13 protein-coding genes are annotated in these 17,238 nt (G+C 60.7%); 6 read left to right on the forward strand and 7 right to left on the reverse strand.

Going from position 1 to position 17,238, the window contains the following annotated elements:
- Positions 1-37 precede the first annotated feature (37 nt).
- Together AC1MDC_RS07960 and AC1MDC_RS07965 are read left to right on the forward strand one after the other, a co-directional pair.
- Complete coding sequence (locus tag AC1MDC_RS07960; protein WP_039764708.1) at positions 38-310, forward strand: type II toxin-antitoxin system Phd/YefM family antitoxin; 273 nt, start codon at positions 38-40, stop codon at positions 308-310.
- Positions 307-639: a type II toxin-antitoxin system RelE/ParE family toxin gene (locus AC1MDC_RS07965; protein ID WP_085698076.1), complete on the forward strand. Its 333-nt coding sequence runs from the start codon at positions 307-309 to the stop codon at positions 637-639. The genes AC1MDC_RS07960 and AC1MDC_RS07965 overlap by 4 nt, the downstream gene beginning before the upstream one ends.
- A gap of 12 nt (positions 640-651) precedes the next feature.
- On the opposite strand, the gene AC1MDC_RS07970 is transcribed toward AC1MDC_RS07965, so the two are convergent.
- From AC1MDC_RS07970 to AC1MDC_RS07990, 5 genes are all read right to left on the reverse strand, one after another.
- The gene (locus AC1MDC_RS07970; protein WP_085702698.1) at positions 652-1,254 is read right to left on the reverse strand and encodes a DUF924 family protein; all 603 of its coding nucleotides are present in this window, start codon (positions 1,252-1,254) and stop codon (positions 652-654) included.
- A gap of 3 nt (positions 1,255-1,257) precedes the next feature.
- Positions 1,258-2,268: a class 1 fructose-bisphosphatase gene (locus AC1MDC_RS07975; protein WP_085698074.1), complete on the reverse strand. Its 1,011-nt coding sequence runs from the start codon at positions 2,266-2,268 to the stop codon at positions 1,258-1,260.
- A gap of 195 nt (positions 2,269-2,463) precedes the next feature.
- Positions 2,464-3,828: a DUF3999 domain-containing protein gene (locus tag AC1MDC_RS07980; protein ID WP_480392801.1), complete on the reverse strand. Its 1,365-nt coding sequence runs from the start codon at positions 3,826-3,828 to the stop codon at positions 2,464-2,466.
- On the reverse strand, positions 3,825-7,415 hold the full coding sequence (locus AC1MDC_RS07985) for a DUF2339 domain-containing protein (protein ID WP_480392802.1): 3,591 nt from the start codon (positions 7,413-7,415) through the stop codon (positions 3,825-3,827). Before AC1MDC_RS07985 ends, AC1MDC_RS07980 begins: the two co-directional genes overlap by 4 nt.
- A gap of 102 nt (positions 7,416-7,517) precedes the next feature.
- On the reverse strand, positions 7,518-9,968 hold the full coding sequence (locus AC1MDC_RS07990) for a glycogen/starch/alpha-glucan phosphorylase (protein ID WP_085698071.1): 2,451 nt from the start codon (positions 9,966-9,968) through the stop codon (positions 7,518-7,520).
- A gap of 256 nt (positions 9,969-10,224) precedes the next feature.
- Between AC1MDC_RS07990 and AC1MDC_RS07995 the strand changes: the two genes are divergently transcribed.
- Positions 10,225-10,662, forward strand: a complete 438-nt coding sequence (locus AC1MDC_RS07995; RefSeq protein WP_007952500.1) for a YkgJ family cysteine cluster protein — start codon at positions 10,225-10,227, stop codon at positions 10,660-10,662.
- Positions 10,663-10,808: 146 nt separating this feature from the next.
- Here AC1MDC_RS07995 and typA read toward each other — a convergent pair whose 3' ends face one another.
- Both typA and thiI read right to left on the reverse strand, forming a co-directional pair.
- Positions 10,809-12,629 (reverse strand): translational GTPase TypA, encoded by a 1,821-nt coding sequence (gene typA, locus AC1MDC_RS08000; protein WP_085702700.1) that lies wholly within the window; start codon positions 12,627-12,629, stop codon positions 10,809-10,811.
- A 139-nt stretch (positions 12,630-12,768) separates the two neighbouring features.
- Positions 12,769-14,223: a tRNA uracil 4-sulfurtransferase ThiI gene (gene thiI, locus AC1MDC_RS08005; protein ID WP_480392803.1), complete on the reverse strand. Its 1,455-nt coding sequence runs from the start codon at positions 14,221-14,223 to the stop codon at positions 12,769-12,771.
- A gap of 328 nt (positions 14,224-14,551) precedes the next feature.
- Here thiI and glnA point away from each other — a divergent pair, with 328 nt between their 5' ends.
- From glnA to AC1MDC_RS08020, 3 genes are all read left to right on the forward strand, one after another.
- Positions 14,552-15,958, forward strand: coding sequence for a glutamate--ammonia ligase (gene glnA / locus AC1MDC_RS08010; RefSeq protein ID WP_085698068.1), 1,407 nt, complete (start codon positions 14,552-14,554; stop codon positions 15,956-15,958).
- Between the two features lie 144 nt (positions 15,959-16,102).
- The gene (locus AC1MDC_RS08015; RefSeq protein WP_480392804.1) at positions 16,103-16,612 is read left to right on the forward strand and encodes a DUF4124 domain-containing protein; all 510 of its coding nucleotides are present in this window, start codon (positions 16,103-16,105) and stop codon (positions 16,610-16,612) included.
- Positions 16,609-17,232 carry a DUF4124 domain-containing protein gene (locus AC1MDC_RS08020; RefSeq protein WP_480392805.1) on the forward strand — a complete coding sequence of 208 codons (624 nt, stop codon included), beginning with the start codon at positions 16,609-16,611 and terminating at the stop codon, positions 17,230-17,232. The genes AC1MDC_RS08015 and AC1MDC_RS08020 overlap by 4 nt, the downstream gene beginning before the upstream one ends.
- The last annotated feature ends 6 nt before the right edge of the window (positions 17,233-17,238 follow it).

The raw sequence follows: 17,238 nt of genomic DNA on the forward strand, positions 1-17,238 counted from the left end.
TAAACTCGGTCCTAGTCCACTGAGCGAGGCGCAGCCCGTGAAGCTTTCATCCCAGATCAAACCCATCAGTTACCTGAAAAGCCATACCGCCGAAATCGTCAAAACGATTAGCGAAAGCCGTGAGCCGCTGGTGATAACCCAGAACGGTGAAGCGAAGCTTGTAGTCATGGACGTCAAGAGTTTTGAAGAGCAGGAAGAAACAATGGCTCTGCTCAAACTGCTTGCCATGGGAAATCGAGAAATTGAGGAAGGCAAGTACAGGGACGTTGAAGACGTTTTCGCAGAGCTGGACAGGATCGACCCCCAATGAGTTTGAAGGTCGTTATTCTTCAGTCCGCCGAAACAGATCTCAAAGATCTTCGCACCTACCTCATCAAACAGTTCTCACCTCAAACCTGGCATAGCACTTATGCCAGCTTGAAGGTCGCTATTCGCAGTCTCGCATCCTTACCCTATTCAGGATCCATTCCCGAAGAAATAGAAAGACTGAACCTTGGTCAATATCGGCAAGTCATCTCTGGTTTGAATCGCATTATTTATGAAGTCCGAGAGCAGACTATTTATATCCATATCATCGCCGATACGAGAAAAAACCTGCCTGCACTCTTGATGAAGCGTTTGCTTCAAGGCAATCCCTGAGTCTGATGCAGCTCAGAAACTCGACCCCGGCTGCGAAAGAAACTCCAACTCCTCCACCGTAGACTCCCGCCCCAACACCGCATTGCGATGCGGAAACCGGCCAAACCGGGCAATCACCTTCTGATGCCGCTCGGCATAATCCAGGTTGTCGGCAAACACCCCGCGCTCCGCCTCCGGCTGTTCTGCCACCAGTTCGATGAATCGCGAGACGGCTTCATTCTGCACCGCGAGGTTTTCGCAGTGTTCGAAGACAAGGTAGATGAAGAGTCGCTGGATCGGTTTCAACTGCCGATCGAAGTCTGCAGCAACCCCCTGAGCAACCAGCTTCTGGGCCCGTAGATCACCGGAAAAAGCCTTGGGCGTATCGCGAAAGATCATGCGCGGGAGTTGGTCGAGCAACAGCACCACCGCCAGCCAACCTTCGGGACGTTGCGTCCACTCGGTCAATCCGCCGGCGAGGGCCTGATCGACAAAGACCCCGAAACGCTCACGCGCTTCGAGGTCCTGGCTGTCTTTCTTGCCAAACCACAACTTGCCCTGTTGCGCCGAAACTTCAGTGGCTGATTCGGCATGACCGAACCACCAATCGAGCAACGGCTGCCAGGGCGCGGTCATGGTTTATTCCTTGTGGTAAGCCGTGGCGCGGGCGACTTCTTCTTTCGAGCCGAGGAACACCGCTACGCGCTGGTGCAGGCCTTCAGGCTTGATGTCGAGAATGCGCTGGTGGCCGTCGGTGGAAGCGCCGCCTGCCTGTTCCACCAGGAACGACATCGGGTTGGCTTCGTACATCAGGCGCAGCTTGCCCGGCTTGGACGGCTCGCGGCTGTCGCGCGGGTACATGAACAGACCGCCACGGGTCAGGATGCGGTGCACGTCGGCCACCATCGCCGCGACCCAACGCATGTTGTAGTTCTTTTTCAGCGGGCCTTCTTCACCCGCCAGCAGTTCGGAAACGTAGCGCTGTACCGGAGCTTCCCAGTGACGCTGGTTGGACATGTTGATGGCGAATTCCTGGGTGCTTTCAGGAATGGTGATGTCTTCGTGGGTCAGGACGAAGCTGCCCATTTCGCGGTCCAGGGTGAAGCCCTTCACGCCGTTGCCCAGGGTCAGGATCAACATGGTTTGCGGACCGTAGATCGCGTAACCGGCCGCGACCTGCTGGGTACCTGGCTGCAGGAAGGCCTTTTCGTTCAGGGCTTCGTTCTGGCTCAGGTATTCGTTCGGGCAACGCAGTACCGAGAAGATGGTGCCGACCGGGGCGTTGATGTCGATGTTCGACGAACCGTCCAGCGGGTCGAATACCAGCAGGTAGGCGCCTTTCGGGTATTTGCCCGGGATCTGGTAGGCGTTGTCCATTTCTTCGGATGCCATGCCGGCCAGGTGACCGCCCCACTCGTTGGCTTCGAGCAGGATTTCGTTCGACAGCACGTCGAGCTTCTTCTGCACTTCGCCTTGCACGTTTTCCGTGCCCATGCTGCCCAGAACGCCGCCCAGGGCGCCTTTGGACACGGCGTGGCTGATTTCCTTACAGGCGCGCGCCACCACTTCGATCAGGAAACGCAGATCGGCAGGAGTGTTGTTGCTGCGGGTCTGCTCAATCAAATAGCGACTCAGGGTAACGCGGGACATGGACGGCTCCGGTGGAATGGGGGGCTAAAAACCCGCGCAGTTTACAGGGAGTCTGAAACCGTAGCGAGCAATGACGCCCGGTAACGTGCGTCGAGTGCAATTCCTGCTATCAGACGTGATCGGACCTGGAGAGTTCAGGCACCGGATTCAGCGTAGTTGGAAACCCGACGGGTGTAGCGACCACACCCGTCATATTCAGGATTTGGCCGGTGGCTTGCGCAGCAGACTGAAGGCCATCGCCGCCAGAAACAGCACGCTGAGCAACAACACCGCCCACAGGCCGAATTTCTTCCAGTTGGTGTGGCTGGTCGCTGCTGCAGTGGCCGTCGAAGTCTGGGTCGCCAGCGCTTCGCCCTGCACCGCGGCCTTGCCCAGCGTGGCCAGTTTCTCCGGTTTGAAATCGGGAATCAGCGTGGTCAGCGGCAGGTTCGCCGTCTTCACGGTCGGATTGCCCAGCGCCAGGCTGTACGGCCCTTCACCACGGGCAAGGAAGATCACCTGCGTGGCGCGCACCGCATATTTCAAGCTCGGTGCCTGTTCGCCGAGGCCGCCGCCGCGTTCGTCGACCGTGAGCTTCAACTGCTGCACGGTCTGGCCGTAAAGCTGCAATTCGTTCTGCAGCACGTCCTGGCCATTCTGGGTCAGGCGATAGAGCAGACCGCTGCTCAGCGGTTGCCACGGCAGACTGCTTTCGCGACGTCCCGACAACGTCACCGGCGCCAGACTGTTGGCCTGCTTCAGTTCGACCTGCACCCGCTCGATGTTCAGCCCCATCGGCAACTGCCAGGTGTATTCCCCGACCTTGCCGCTGCTGCCCGCCAGCGCCGGCGACCAGACCAATGGCAGCGGCAGGTGGCGCGGGTCGCTGCTTTTCAGTTGTGCCGACGTCAGCTCCGGCGCCGAGGCCGGGGAATCCCACAGCAGACGCAGATACCGCGCCGATTGCCCCGGCAGCGCCACTTCATGTTGCTCGACCCGTTCGTCGGCAAAGGTCAGGCGCGCGACCTGGCCTTCGCCCCAGGCTTGCCAGTGCTGCAAGTCGTCGCTGGCCTCGATGCTGAAACGCTGGAAGCCGTCGCGCTCGCTGGTCCAGTCGAGGATCAATTGCTGCAACGGCGCCTTGATCGCACTGGCGTCGAGCAGCCAGCCACGCAGCACTTCTTCACCGGCTTCGAGCTGGCTGGACGGCTGCACTTCCACCAGCGTGCCGGTGGTGGTGGATTGCACGCGAACGCTCGGCGCACGCTCGGTAGCATCCGCCGAGTTGTACAGCGGGAACCACTTCACGTCATGTAACTGGCCGTCGTCGCGGGTCTGTGCTGATTCCCGGGCCATGGCATAGGCCTGCGGCTCTCCGGCGGCGTTGAACACCCGCAGATCGCTGAGATCGGTCTGACGTGCCTGCAACTGCACGCTCAGCGGCAGTTCGAGGCGATACCACGGACCTGCGCCACTGACCGACAACGGCACCTGCGTGGCGAAGTCCGCCGGTTTTTCCTGGGCGCCGGCCGTCATGGCCACGCCCAGCAACAGCCAACCGAGATTAAGCTTGCGACTCAAGACGACACTCCTTCGGTTTCCGGGGCCGGTTTGTCCGCCGCCGGTGCAGCTTCGACGCGTTTTGGCGGCAGCGGCGCAAAGTAGCCCACCACCAGCAGCAACACACCGACGCCGATGAACGAGACGATCCGGGCCAGTCCGCCACGGTTGCTCAATTCGACAAAAATCAGTTTGGCCACCACCAGCGCAATCAGCGCCGCACCGATCAGCCACACTTCGCGGCGATGACGCAGGTGCCCGCCGATCATCAGCCCCAGCGCCATCAGCGTCCAGACGATCGACAACCCGGCCTGCACCAGCATCGATTCGAGCAGCAGATCCAGCTCGAACGGAATCCCCGCCCAATGGTGCGCGGCGCGGGTCACCAGCGCAGTGCAGAAGGCGAACAGCGAAACACCGGCAATCAGTTGCGTGGCGTAAGCCGCGTAATCCTGGCGGATCGACAGCTCGGCAACAGCGCTGCGCGACCAGACGTAAACACCGAACAACGCAAACAGCAGACCCAATTCCAGCGGGTTGAGCAGCGGCACATAAGGCAGCGGTTCGGCGTTGCCATCGCTGATGCCATTGGCCAGCCAGAACCAGACCAGCATCAGCACCGCCAGCGGCGCCGCCGCGTACAAACGGTACTCACGAGGGAACGCCGCCACCGGCCATGGCCAGTTGCGCGGCGCGGCCATCAGCAACAGATACACGCTCGGCAGAATCGCCCAGCCCAGCCAGCGCCAGGCGTTGTACTGCTCGGACAACAGCAGCAGGCCGTAGCGCAGCTCCAGCGCCAGCACGCCGATCAGCAGCCAGCAACCGAGCACATGCGCCGTACTCAAGGCCCGCGCCGGCAGCATCGGTGCCAGACGTCGCAGGCTGATGAAATGCACGACGAACACCGCCGCCCACGCCAGCCAGCCGAAATCCGCCGCCGGGTGATAACGCGAATGCCACGCGGCGAGCAACACCAGCCCGGCCGCCGGAATCAACAAGGTGCAGAGCAACCCGAGCGACGGCCATTTCAGACGCAAGGCCAACAGCGTCCACAACGCGACGCTTAGCGCGGCGACCAGCAGCAACAGCGTCGCCTGCACATTCAGCGGCGCAAACCGCAGCACTTCACTGACCCACGCCAGCGCCCACCAACCGGCGCCCCACACCAGCAACACGTCGGACAACCGCTGCAAACTCAGCACATCGAAAGCCGAAGCGTGATTGCCCAGTTGCAGGCGCCACGCCCCGATCATCGCCGCCAGCCCCAGCACCAGCGGCGTCCAGAAACCGCCATGGGCCAGCGGTCGCAGGCCTTCGCTGGACAACGGCCCGAGCAACTCGGGGCCGGCCAGCAAGAACGCCGCGCCGCCGATCAACTGCAACAACAGACCGAAGATAAAACTCACGCGCTGCCTGAGGTACAGACTGAGCCAGATGATCAGCAAGCCACTGGCCGCCCACACCGCACTCGCGGTTTGCCACGGCAGCACGAACAACACCGCCAGATTGACCAGCACCAGACCCGCCAGTAGCACCACCGACAACCCGCGCAGCAGACGAACATCGCTGCGCACCATATTGTCGCGCGCGGCCAGCAGCATGCCGGCGATCAGTGCCAGACCGATCAGCGAGGCGCTGAGCAAACCGCTCCAGCCAGCGCTGAACACGGCCGCCGAATCCTCGCCTGCTCCTTGCAGGCGCAGCAGGAACAACACCCCGCCCAGCAGTTGCACGGCAAACGCGGTGAACAGGAACGTGCGCGATTGCAGGCGCAAGCCGACGAACAACGTCACCAGCCCGGCCAATGCCCAACTGATCGCCGTGAACTGGACGAAGAAAAACAGCGGCGCCAACAGATAGAGAAAAGTCAGACCGAGACTCGCCAAAACCGGCAGGCCTTGGCGCTCCCATGCCGAGGTGTGCTCCGCCGGGGTTTTACGCAATTGATAGAAACTGAACAACAGCGCAATGCCCAGCATCAACGCGCCCAACGGCGCACCGTCGAGCAGGCTGCTTTCACCGACACGCAACTGGCTGAGAAACGCCAGCGCCGAGCCCAGTTGCAGCAGCAACGCGAAGGCCCTGGCCAACGGCCGGTGCTGACGCAAGCCCAGCCAGAAAATCCCCGCGCCCTCTACCGCCCAGGCCGCAGAGGTCCAGCGCGCATCCAGCCCCAGCGGAATCGCCAGACTGGCGAATATCACCCCGAGCGCCAGGCAAGTCTCACCCAGCAACAACGCCCGGCCGCCCATCAGCACTTTGGCGAGGGCCATGTAGATCATGCCCAGCGCCAGCGCACTGAACGCAGCGGCAAATTCCAGATGCTGGACCAGCGCGAATTGCAGGCCGAAACCCACCAGCGGCGGACCGAACAGCATCGTGCCGTCGACGTAGTCGCCCTTGCGCGCCGACCAGTGCAACAGCGCCTCACGATCGTCGTCCGCCGGGGCGTCCGGCATGTCCAGCAACTTGCGCCGGGCGAACAGCAGGCCGATGGCCAGGTACATCAGGAAGAACAGAATCAGGAACGGCTCGGTGCTCCACAGCAGTTCCGGCGTGTACGAACGCAGGCCCCAGGCGAAACCGATGCCGAAGGTGCCAATGAAGCCGATCAGGTTGAGCAGGCGCCAGGCCTTGAACCAGGCGATGGCCAGGATGCCGGCGTTGAGCAATGCGAAATAACTGAACAGCGCGACATGGTTGCCGGCGCCGGTCGACGTCAGGATCGGCGCGGCGAAACCGCCCAGTGCGGCGACGCAGGCCAGTGCCAGAGAATCCTGGGTGATCGCCAGAATGGCCGAGAACACCGTCACCGCTACCAGCAAGCCCAGGGCGGCAGACGGATCGAGCAGCGGGTGCAGGCGCATCGCCGCAAACACCGTCAGGTACAGCACCGCGATCCCGGTGCCTTGCAGCATCAAGGCGTAGCTGCTGTTGCGATGGCGCAACCACCAGCCCAGCGCCAGCAATCCCAGCGCCGCCGCTGCGACCCCGGCGTAACGCATTTCGATCGGCACCACCATGCCTTCGGTGGCGTAACGCAGCAGGAAGGCCAGACCGAAGAACAACAGCACCACACCGACCCGCAGCACGGTATTGCCACCGAACAGCCAGTTGCGCGCAGCGCTGATGCCGCGCTCGATAAGGTTCGGGCCACGAGGTTCGGCAGGCGATTGTGGTTCGCGGGTAACGGGCTCCGGGCGCCAGGCATCGACCGGCAGCGGCTGATCAGCTTCGCTGGCGGCGACGGCGACAGATTCGAGTTCGGGTGGCAGCTCCCAGATCAGCTCGGGTTCTGCGCCAGAGGGTTGTTCAAATACCGTAACAGGCTCAACGACCGTTTCGCTGGCCGGTGCGACACTCGCCGGTGCCGGCGAATGTGCCGGAGCGCCCTCCAGCAGAAACAGACGCTGTTCGACGCCCTGCAACGCGATCTTCGCGTGATCCAGCTGACGCTGTTGCTCGGCAGCCTGTGAACCGAGCCGCGCGATGCGCATCGCCTGGCCGATGGCAAGCCCGAGCAAGGCGCCCAACAGCGCATCGCTGAACGACTCGTCGAGCAGCCAGCCGAGCAAAAGCCCGATCAACATGAACATCCATTGCATGGTCGATATCCCTGAGCAGCCCCGTGGCGGGGCGAAACCAAGGCTCAGTATATCGGCCCGGCCCAACAATCGTGGGGCCGGGCGCACATTTGTCGCTAAAAGTTACTCCAGTGCCTTCCAGATATCCGTGGCGTACTCGCGGATCGTCCGGTCGGACGAGAACCAGCCCATGCGCGAGGTGTTCAGCACCGCCGAACGCCACCAGTTATTGGCGTCGTGCCAGAGCGCATCGACGCGCATCTGCGCTTCCCAGTACGAATCGAAATCGGCGCAGACGAAGAACCGGTCGTAATCCACCAGCGAATCGATCAGTCCGGTGTAGCGCGACGTGTCGTCTGGCGAGAACACCCCGCTGCGGATCGCCTGCAACACGTCGTTGAGGCGATGGGACGCAGCGATATCCGGCAAGGCGCTGAACTCGTGGTTCTGCTTGCGCGCTTCGACCTGCTGGGCACTGAGGCCGAAGATGAACATGTGCTCGGCGCCGATGTTTTCGCACATTTCCACGTTGGCACCGTCGAGGGTGCCGATGGTCAGCGCACCGTTGAGGCCGAACTTCATGTTGCTGGTGCCCGAGGCCTCGAAACCGGCAGTGGATATCTGCTCCGACAGGTCCGCCGCCGGAATGATGCTTTCCGCCAGACTGACGTTGTAGTTGGGCAGGAACACCACTTTCAGTAGCCCGCGCACGGTCGGGTCGTTGTTCACCACCCGGGCGATGTCGTTGGTCAGTTTGATGATCAGCTTGGCCTGGTGATAACTCGCCGCCGCTTTGCCGGCGAAGATTTTCACGCGCGGCACCCAGTCGATTTCCGGCTCGGCGCGAATCGCCTGATACAGCGCGACCGTATGCATGAGGTTGAGCAACTGACGTTTGTATTCGTGAATCCGTTTGACCTGCACGTCGAACATCGCTGCCGGATTGACCGCGATCCCCAGCCTTTCATGAATCAGGTACGCCAAGGCTTTTTTGCTGTGCAACCGTTGCTCGGCGAAGGCTTTGCGAAAGGCGGGTTGTTCGGCGAACGGCTCAAGATCGAGCAATCGCTGTTCCGGGTTATCCAGGACGTCCGGGCCGAGGGAATCGACCAGCATCGATGTCAGTTCAGGGTTGGCCTGGTACAGCCAGCGGCGGAAGGTAATGCCGTTGGTCTTGTTGTTGATCCGCTCCGGATACAGCTTGTGCAGTTCGGCGAACACGGTTTTGCGCATCAGTTGCGTGTGCAGCCCGGACACCCCGTTGACGCTGTGGGAGCCGAGGAACGCCAGGTTGCCCATGCGCACCCGGCGCCCGTTGTCTTCCTCGATCAGCGACACCGCGCGCAGCACGTCGAAATCGTGGATGCCCTTGGCCCGCAGCGAATCGATGTGCTGGGCGTTGATCAGGTAAATGATCTGCATGTGCCGCGGCAGCATGCGTTCCATCAGCCCCACCGGCCAGGTTTCCAGCGCTTCGGGCAGCAGCGTGTGGTTGGTGTACGACAGCGTATCGACAGTGACTTGCCATGCCGCATCCCAGGCCACGTCGTAGACGTCGACCAGTTGGCGCATCAGTTCGGCGACGGCGATCGAAGGGTGCGTGTCGTTGAGCTGGATTGCCGCGTGATCGCCCAGCGTCAGCACCGAGGTGTGCATGTTGCGGTGACGGCGCAGCAGATCCTGAAGCGATGCAGCGACGAAGAAGTATTCCTGACGCAGGCGCAGTTCCTGTCCGGCTTCGGTGCTGTCCGCCGGGTAAAGTACGCGGGAAATACTTTCGGCCCGGGCCACTTCGGCGACGGCGCCCAGGTGGTCACCGGCGTTGAAGCGCTCCAGGTGCAGGTCTTCCATGGCCCGGGCCCGCCACAGACGCAAGGTGTTGACGCTCGCCCCGCGCCAGCCGACCACGGGGGTGTCGTAGGCGATGGCCCGCACGGTTTCCGCCGGATGCCAGACCTGTTTCGATTTGCCTTCGCTGTCGGTCACGGTCTCGACGCTGCCGCCAAAGCCGATCGGATAGACCACCTCTGGCCGCTCGAACTCCCAGGGGTTGCCGAAATCCAGCCAGTGTTCGGTCTGTTCCTGCTGCCAGCCGTCGACGATGGCCTGGCGGAACAACCCGTGTTCATAACGAATGCCGTAGCCGTGGCCGGCGATGCCGAGGGTCGACATGCTTTCCATGAAGCACGCCGCCAGCCGTCCGAGACCTCCGTTGCCCAGCGCCGCATCCGGCTCCAGGATGCGAATGCGCTCCAGATCGACGCCCAGTTCGGTCAGCGCTTCACGGGCGACGTCCAGCAGACCTAGGTTGCTCAGGCTGTCGTACAGCAAGCGGCCGATAAGGAATTCCAGCGAGAGGTAATACACCCGCTTCTGACCTTTGCGGTAGATCTGCCGGGTGTGGTCCATCCAGTGCTCGACCATGTGATCGCGCGCCGCCAGGGCGATGGCTTCGAACCAGTCATGGTCGAAGGCGTGATCCGGGTCTTTGCCCACCGCGTAGGTGAGTTTGGTCAGGACGGCGTCGCGGAATGCGGCCACCTCTGCTTCGCGAACTAGTGGTTCTTGAGTCATCGATAGGACCTCGAGCGAGCGGGAATTGTCAGAGCCTAGACGGTCTGACCGACGGTAGGGGCTCTGGTTCGGCAGTTTTTCGTGAGAGTGAGACTTCGTCCGGCAATACTTTGGGAATGCCTTAATGAATGCAGGGGCCGTGCCGAATTGTTGGACGATGCTTGCGCATGAAGAAAAAATCTGGCGAAAGGTTGTTCAAAAATCCACCAGTCCCGGTATGATCGCGCGCCCTGATGCACACGCCTGGTAAACACCGATGATGAAGCCCAACCTGATCGCCGCAGCCGAGATCGACCGTCTCGATACCTGGGCCAAATATTCGGCCCCGATGTGCGGCTCGTGCGTCTCCAGCTGCTGCACGCTGCCGGTCGAGGTCAAGATCAAGGATCTGGTGCGTATCGGTGTGGTCGACGAGTTCGAACTGGGCGACCCGCCGAAGAACATCGCCAAGCGTCTGCAAAAGGAAGGTCTGGTCGAACGCTTCAACCAGAAGTCGGGGATCTTCACCCTCCAGCGCATGAGCAACAACGATTGCTACTACCTGGATCGCAAGAGCCGGCTGTGCACCATTTATGACAAGCGCCCGGACACCTGCCGCAACCACCCGAAAATCGGCCCGCGCCCGGGATATTGCGCTTACAAGCCAAAGGAAGTGGAGCGGGTGCAGAATTCGCGGTCGATCGAACGCTTCTGATCCTGCTTGATCGTTCCCACGCTCCGCGTGGGAATGCAGCCCGGGACGCTCCGCGTCCCAGACGCCGAACGCGATATTCAAATCCCAGACAAACAAAAACGCCCCCGGTCTCTCGACCGGGGGCGTTTTTTCAAGCCTGGGCTAAATTACGCCTTGGCTTTCTTGGCAGCGCGGGTGCGCTCGCCTTCGTCCAGGATCTTCTTGCGAAGACGGATGGACTTCGGCGTCACTTCGCACAGCTCGTCATCCTGGATGAATTCCAGAGCCTGTTCCAGGGTGAAGCGGACAGGTGGAACCAGAGCGATGGTTTCGTCTTTACCCGAAGCACGCATGTTGTCGAGCTTCTTGCCCTTGGTAGGGTTGACGCCCAGGTCGTTGTCACGGCTGTTCAGACCCACGATCTGACCGTTGTAGATCTCCTGACCGTGTTCCACGAACAGCTTGCCACGAGCCTGCAGGGTTTCCAGGGAGTAGGTCAGTGCCTTGCCGGTTTCAACCGATACCAGAACACCGTTCTGACGGCCGGACATGTGACCGGACTTCATGGTGTCGTAACGATCGAAGATCGAGGTCAGGATGCCTGCGCCGTTGGTCAGGGTCAGGAACTGGTTACGGAAACCGATCAGACCGCGAGCCGGGATGTTGTACTCCAGGCGCACACGGCCCTTGCCATCCGGGGACATGTTGGTCAGGTCGCCCTTACGCAGACCCATTTCTTCCATGACCTTGCCCTGGGATTCTTCAGGGATGTCGATGGTCACGTTTTCGAACGGTTCCTGCTTCACGCCGCCCACTTCGCGGATGATCACTTCAGGACGGCCCACAGCCATCTCGAAGCCTTCGCGACGCATGGTTTCGATCAGTACCGACAGGTGCAGCTCACCACGACCGGATACCTTGAACTTGTCGGCGGAATCGCCTTCTTCAACTTTCAGGGCAACGTTGTACAGCAGCTCTTTGTCCAGACGTTCCTTGATGTTGCGGGAAGTCACGAACTTGCCTTCTTTACCGCAGAACGGCGAGTCGTTGACCTGGAAGGTCATGGAAACGGTCGGCTCGTCGACGGTCAGCGGCTTCATCGCTTCGACAGTGTTGATGTCGCACAGGGTGTCGGAGATGAACAGCTCGTCGAAACCGCTGATGCAGACGATGTCGCCGGCCTGGGCTTCTTCGACGTCAACGCGGTGCAGACCGTGGTGACCCATCAGCTTCAGGATACGACCGTTGCGGCGCTTGCCTTCGGTGTCGATGGCGACGACCGGGGTGTTCGGCTTGATGCGGCCACGGGCAATACGGCCAACGCCGATCACACCCAGGAAGCTGTTGTAGTCCAGTGCGGAGATCTGCATCTGGAACGGACCGTCACGGTCAACGGCCGGCGCTGGAACGTTGTCGATGATCGACTGGTACAGCGGGGTCATGTCTTCGGCCATGTCGGTGTGGTCCAGACCGGCGATGCCGTTCAGGGCCGAGGCGTAGACGACTTTGAAGTCCAGCTGTTCGTCGGTGGCACCCAGGTTGTCGAACAGGTCGAAGATCTGGTCCAGAACCCAGTCAGGACGCGCGCCCGGACGGTCGACCTTGTTGATCACGACGATCGGCTTCAGACCGGCTTCGAACGCCTTCTTGGTCACGAAACGGGTTTGCGGCATAGGGCCGTCTTGAGCGTCAACCAGCAGCAGCACGGAGTCGACCATCGACATGACGCGCTCTACTTCGCCGCCGAAGTCGGCGTGGCCCGGGGTGTCCACGATGTTGATGTGGTAGCCGTTCCAGTTGATGGCGGTGTTTTTCGCCAGAATGGTAATGCCGCGTTCTTTTTCCTGGTCGTTGGAGTCCATCACGCGCTCGTCGTTGAGCTCGTTGCGCTCCAGGGTGCCGGATTGACGCAGGAGTTTGTCTACCAGGGTGGTTTTACCGTGGTCAACGTGGGCAATGATGGCGATGTTACGTAGATTTTCGATCACTTGTGTATCTCGATCAGAGGATTCGGTTTGCTGACAAGTCCTGGCAGCGATTAGCAGTAGTGTCCGGCATGGCCGTTACAGCTTGACGGCGGTGTCGGGGGGCCGGTGACGCAGGCCACAGGCAAACAGCCCCGGGCACTTAGCTCGGTCGATAAACGCGCACATTGGCATGCCCCTCACTGAGCAAATGGTGGGCATGCAGGCGACTCATCACGCCTTTGTCGCAATACAGCAGGTACTGGCGAGTAGGGTCCAGTTCCTTGAAACGAGCGTTCACTGCGTAGAACGGCATCGTCTGTACCTCTATGCCGGCGAGTTCCAGCGGGTCATCCTCGGCGGCATCCGGGTGGCGGATGTCGATGACGATCTGACCGGCCAGCGCTTCGCTGACTTCTTCGATCTGCAAATCCTGGCCCAATTCGTCGATCACCCGATCGATCGGCACCAGTCTGGCGTTTGCGAGCGCACGCTCGAGCACCGCCATGTCGAATTCCTGCTCTTCGTGCTCGACCCGGCCACGCTTGGCGGCCGTCTTCGGGTTGACCGAGATGACGCCGCAGTATTCCGGCATGTGCCGGGCGAAATCACCGGTACCGATCTGGTCGGCCGTGTCGATGATGTCTTGCTTGTGGGCGACGATCAGCGGTCGCAGCACCAGTTTGTCGGTAACGCAATCGATGACCGACAGGTTCGGCAACGTCTGGCTCGACACCTGGGAAATCGCTTCGCCGGTGACCAGCGCATCAATATGCAGGCGCTCGGCAATGCTCGACGCTGCGCGCAACATCATACGCTTCAATACGACGCCCATATGACTGTCGTCGACCTTGCCGAGAATTTCGCCCAGCACTTCTTCGAACGGAACACTGACAAATAGCACGCGTTGCGAGCTGCCGTACTTCTTCCAGATGAAATGCGCGACTTCCATCACGCCCAACTCGTGGGCACGACCGCCCAGATTGAAGAAGCAGAAGTGCGTCATCAGGCCGCGGCGCAGGATCTGGTAAGCAGCAACCGTCGAGTCAAATCCGCCGGACATCAATACCAGTGTCTGTTCCAGCGCACCGAGCGGGTAGCCGCCAATGCCATCGTGCTGGCTGTGGATCACAAACAACCGTTTGTCGCGAACTTCGATGCGGACTTCGATTTCCGGCGCTTTCAGGTCGATCCCCGCGGCACCGCATTCACGGCGCAGCTTGCTGCCGACGTATTTTTCCACGTCCATCGAGCTGAACGCATGCTTGCCTGCACGCTTGCAGCGCACCGAAAAGATCTTCCCGGCCAGCGCGTCGCCGTAGTGCTGCTTGCACTTCTCGGTGATGTCGTCGAAGTCGCCCAGCGGGTACTCGTCGATCTGCAGAAAGTGCGCGATGCCCGGCATGCAGGTCAGGCGTTCGCCCATTTCCTTCAGGGCCTTGGGATCGGTGACGCGGGTTTCCAGCTCGAGATTGTCCCACACACCGTTCACCACCACCGCCGGGTCCAGGTCGCGGAGCACGGTGCGGATGTTCTTGGCCAGCTGGCGGATGAATTTCGTCCGGACAGGTCGGCTTTTGATGGTGATCTCGGGAAAGACTTTAACGATTAGTTTCATGAAAACAGCGCGCGCAGGGCCAGCCGAAAAAGGGGGGCGCGGATTATAGCGGAAATTGCTCAAGGTTTAACCAGTTAATGTGCAGAAGGTTTTGCGCGCACCAAAACGGGTCATTTTTAGATTTGAACGCTACATTAAAGGGCGAGATTTTCGCCATTAAGGCGCTTTCGACCTTCAGAAGCGTGAATTTGGGGCAAAAAACCCATGCTGGGGCACTGGCATGCAATTTGCTCCCTTGTGAGGCAGGTTGCCTTGGCAGAGTATTCGCGCCGGCATCACCAACATTTAAGGGCATCCACTACCCGCCCTAAGCCACCCGGAGGACACTATGTCGAAGTCGGTTCAACTCATCAAAGATCATGACGTCAAGTGGATTGATCTGCGCTTCACGGACACCAAAGGCACTCAGCACCACGTGACCATGCCGGCTCGCGATGCGCTGGAAGACGACTTCTTCGAAGCGGGCAAGATGTTCGACGGTTCCTCCATCGCTGGCTGGAAAGGCATCGAAGCCTCCGACATGATCCTGATGCCGGACGACGAAACCGCCGTTCTGGACCCGTTCACCGAAGAACCGACCCTGATCCTGGTCTGCGACATCATCGAGCCTTCGACCATGCAGGGCTACGACCGCGACCCACGTGCCATTGCCCGTCGCGCCGAGGAATACCTGAAGACCACCGGTATCGGTGACACCGTATTCGCCGGTCCCGAGCCTGAGTTCTTCATCTTCGACGAAGTGAAGTTCAAGTCCGACATCTCCGGCTCGATGTTCAAGATCTACTCCGAGCAAGGCTCGTGGATGTCCGACCAGGACGTGGAAGGCGGCAACAAGGGCCACCGTCCAGGCGTGAAAGGCGGCTACTTCCCGGTTCCGCCGTTCGACCACGACCACGAAATCCGTACCGCCATGTGCAACGCACTGGAAGAGATGGGTCAGACCGTTGAAGTTCACCACCACGAAGTGGCAACCGCCGGTCAAAACGAAATCGGTGTCAAGTTCAACACCCTGGTGAAGAAAGCTGACGAAGTTCAGACTCTGAAATACGTTGTACACAACGTGGCCGATGCCTACGGCCGCACTGCGACCTTCATGCCGAAGCCACTGTACGGTGACAACGGTTCGGGTATGCACGTGCACATGTCCATCGCCAAAGACGGCAAGAACACCTTCGCTGGCGAAGGCTATGCCGGCCTGTCCGAAACCGCCCTGTACTTCATCGGCGGCATCATCAAGCACGGTAAGGCCCTGAACGGCTTCACCAACCCGGCCACCAACTCCTACAAGCGTCTGGTGCCAGGCTTCGAAGCTCCGGTGATGCTGGCCTACTCGGCTCGCAACCGTTCCGCCTCGATCCGTATTCCTTACGTCAACAGCCCGCGTGGCCGTCGTATCGAAGCCCGTTTCCCGGATCCGGCTGCCAACCCGTACCTGGCTTTCGCAGCACTGCTGATGGCCGGTCTGGACGGTATCCAGAACAAGATCCACCCAGGCGATGCTGCCGACAAGAACCTGTACGACCTGCCGCCTGAAGAGGCGAAAGAAATCCCGCAAGTTTGCGGCAGCCTGAAAGAAGCTCTGGAAGAGCTGGACAAGGGCCGTGCGTTCCTGACCAAGGGCGGCGTGTTCTCCGACGACTTCATCGATGCCTACATCGCGCTGAAATCCGAAGAAGAAATCAAGGTCCGCACCTTCGTACACCCACTGGAATATGAGCTGTACTACAGCTGCTGATCCGGTAGCGCCGCGCTACGCGGCGTGACAAAAGAGAGGCCTCCTTCGGGAGGCCTTTTTTATTGGCCGGATGTTTTCCATCCGAGCCTTCCCCGCTCCACTGTCCTATGCTGCATCCCATCGTTTTCGTTTTCGGTCGATTTCATGGGTCGCACCCTTCTCTATATTTTGCTGCTGATCGCCCTGCCCGTCGCCGCGCAGATCTACAAGTACACCGACGCCGGCGGCAACACGGTGTACAGCGATCACGCGCCGGACGGCGTGCAGGCGCAGCCGGTGGAGTTGCCGCCGCTCAACAGCGTCCAGCCTCAGGCACCGAATGCGCCGTCTACCGATACGGTCAGTCGTGAGCCTGCGCGCAATGCCTACGAAGTGCTGGAGCTGACCGGCCTGCCCACCGAGGAAGCCCTGCGCGCCAACAACGGCACCTTCACGGTCAATGTGCTGATCAAGCCGCGTCTGCAACCGCCGCATCAATTGCGCCTGCTTTTGGACGACGTGCCTTATGGCCAGCCGAGCAACGTGCCGATCCTGCAACTGGTGAACGTCGACCGGGGCGAGCATCGGCTGGCGGTGCAGGTCATCAATGGCGAGGCGATCATTCAGCAGAGTCCGGCGGTGGTGTTCACCGTGCAGCGGGTGCACAAGCCATGACGCGGGGATCGATTGCCTTGTTCCTGTCGTTGATCGCGCTCGGCGCATCGGCCGAGGTGTTCACTTACATCGACGCACAGGGCAATCGCGTCTACACCGATCAGCCGCGTGGCAACGCCAGGCGCGTGCCGCTGGCCACCAGCAATCGCATGGCCTCGAATCCGAGCAGCGCCGCAACGATCACGCCGTCGAAGAAATCTGCGGAACCACCGCTGTTCCACTACGACATGTTGCGCGTGCTGATCCCCGAGCCGGACGCGACCATTCGCAGCAGCGCCGGCGAACTGATCGTCAGCGTCACCAGCGAGCCGGGCCTGCAAAGAGGTCATCTGTATCACTTGTTGCTGGATGGCAAAGCCGTCGGCGAACCAGGTCTGAGTCCGGTGTTCCCGCTGAGCAATATCGATCGCGGCAGCCACAATCTGTCGGTCGAGATCCTCGACGCTCAGGGCCGAACCGTGGAGAAAACCGCCAACCAGCCGTTCCACATGCAACGCATCTCTCTGGCCCAGAAGCGTCAGGTCAAACCGTGCGTCAGCGCCGACTATGGCGTGCGTCCGGAATGCCCGCTGAAAGACAAACCCGCCGAACCGAAAAACCCTTTCCTGCGTTTCTTCTGACGCCGT

This window comes from Pseudomonas sp. 1, assembly GCF_056626735.1.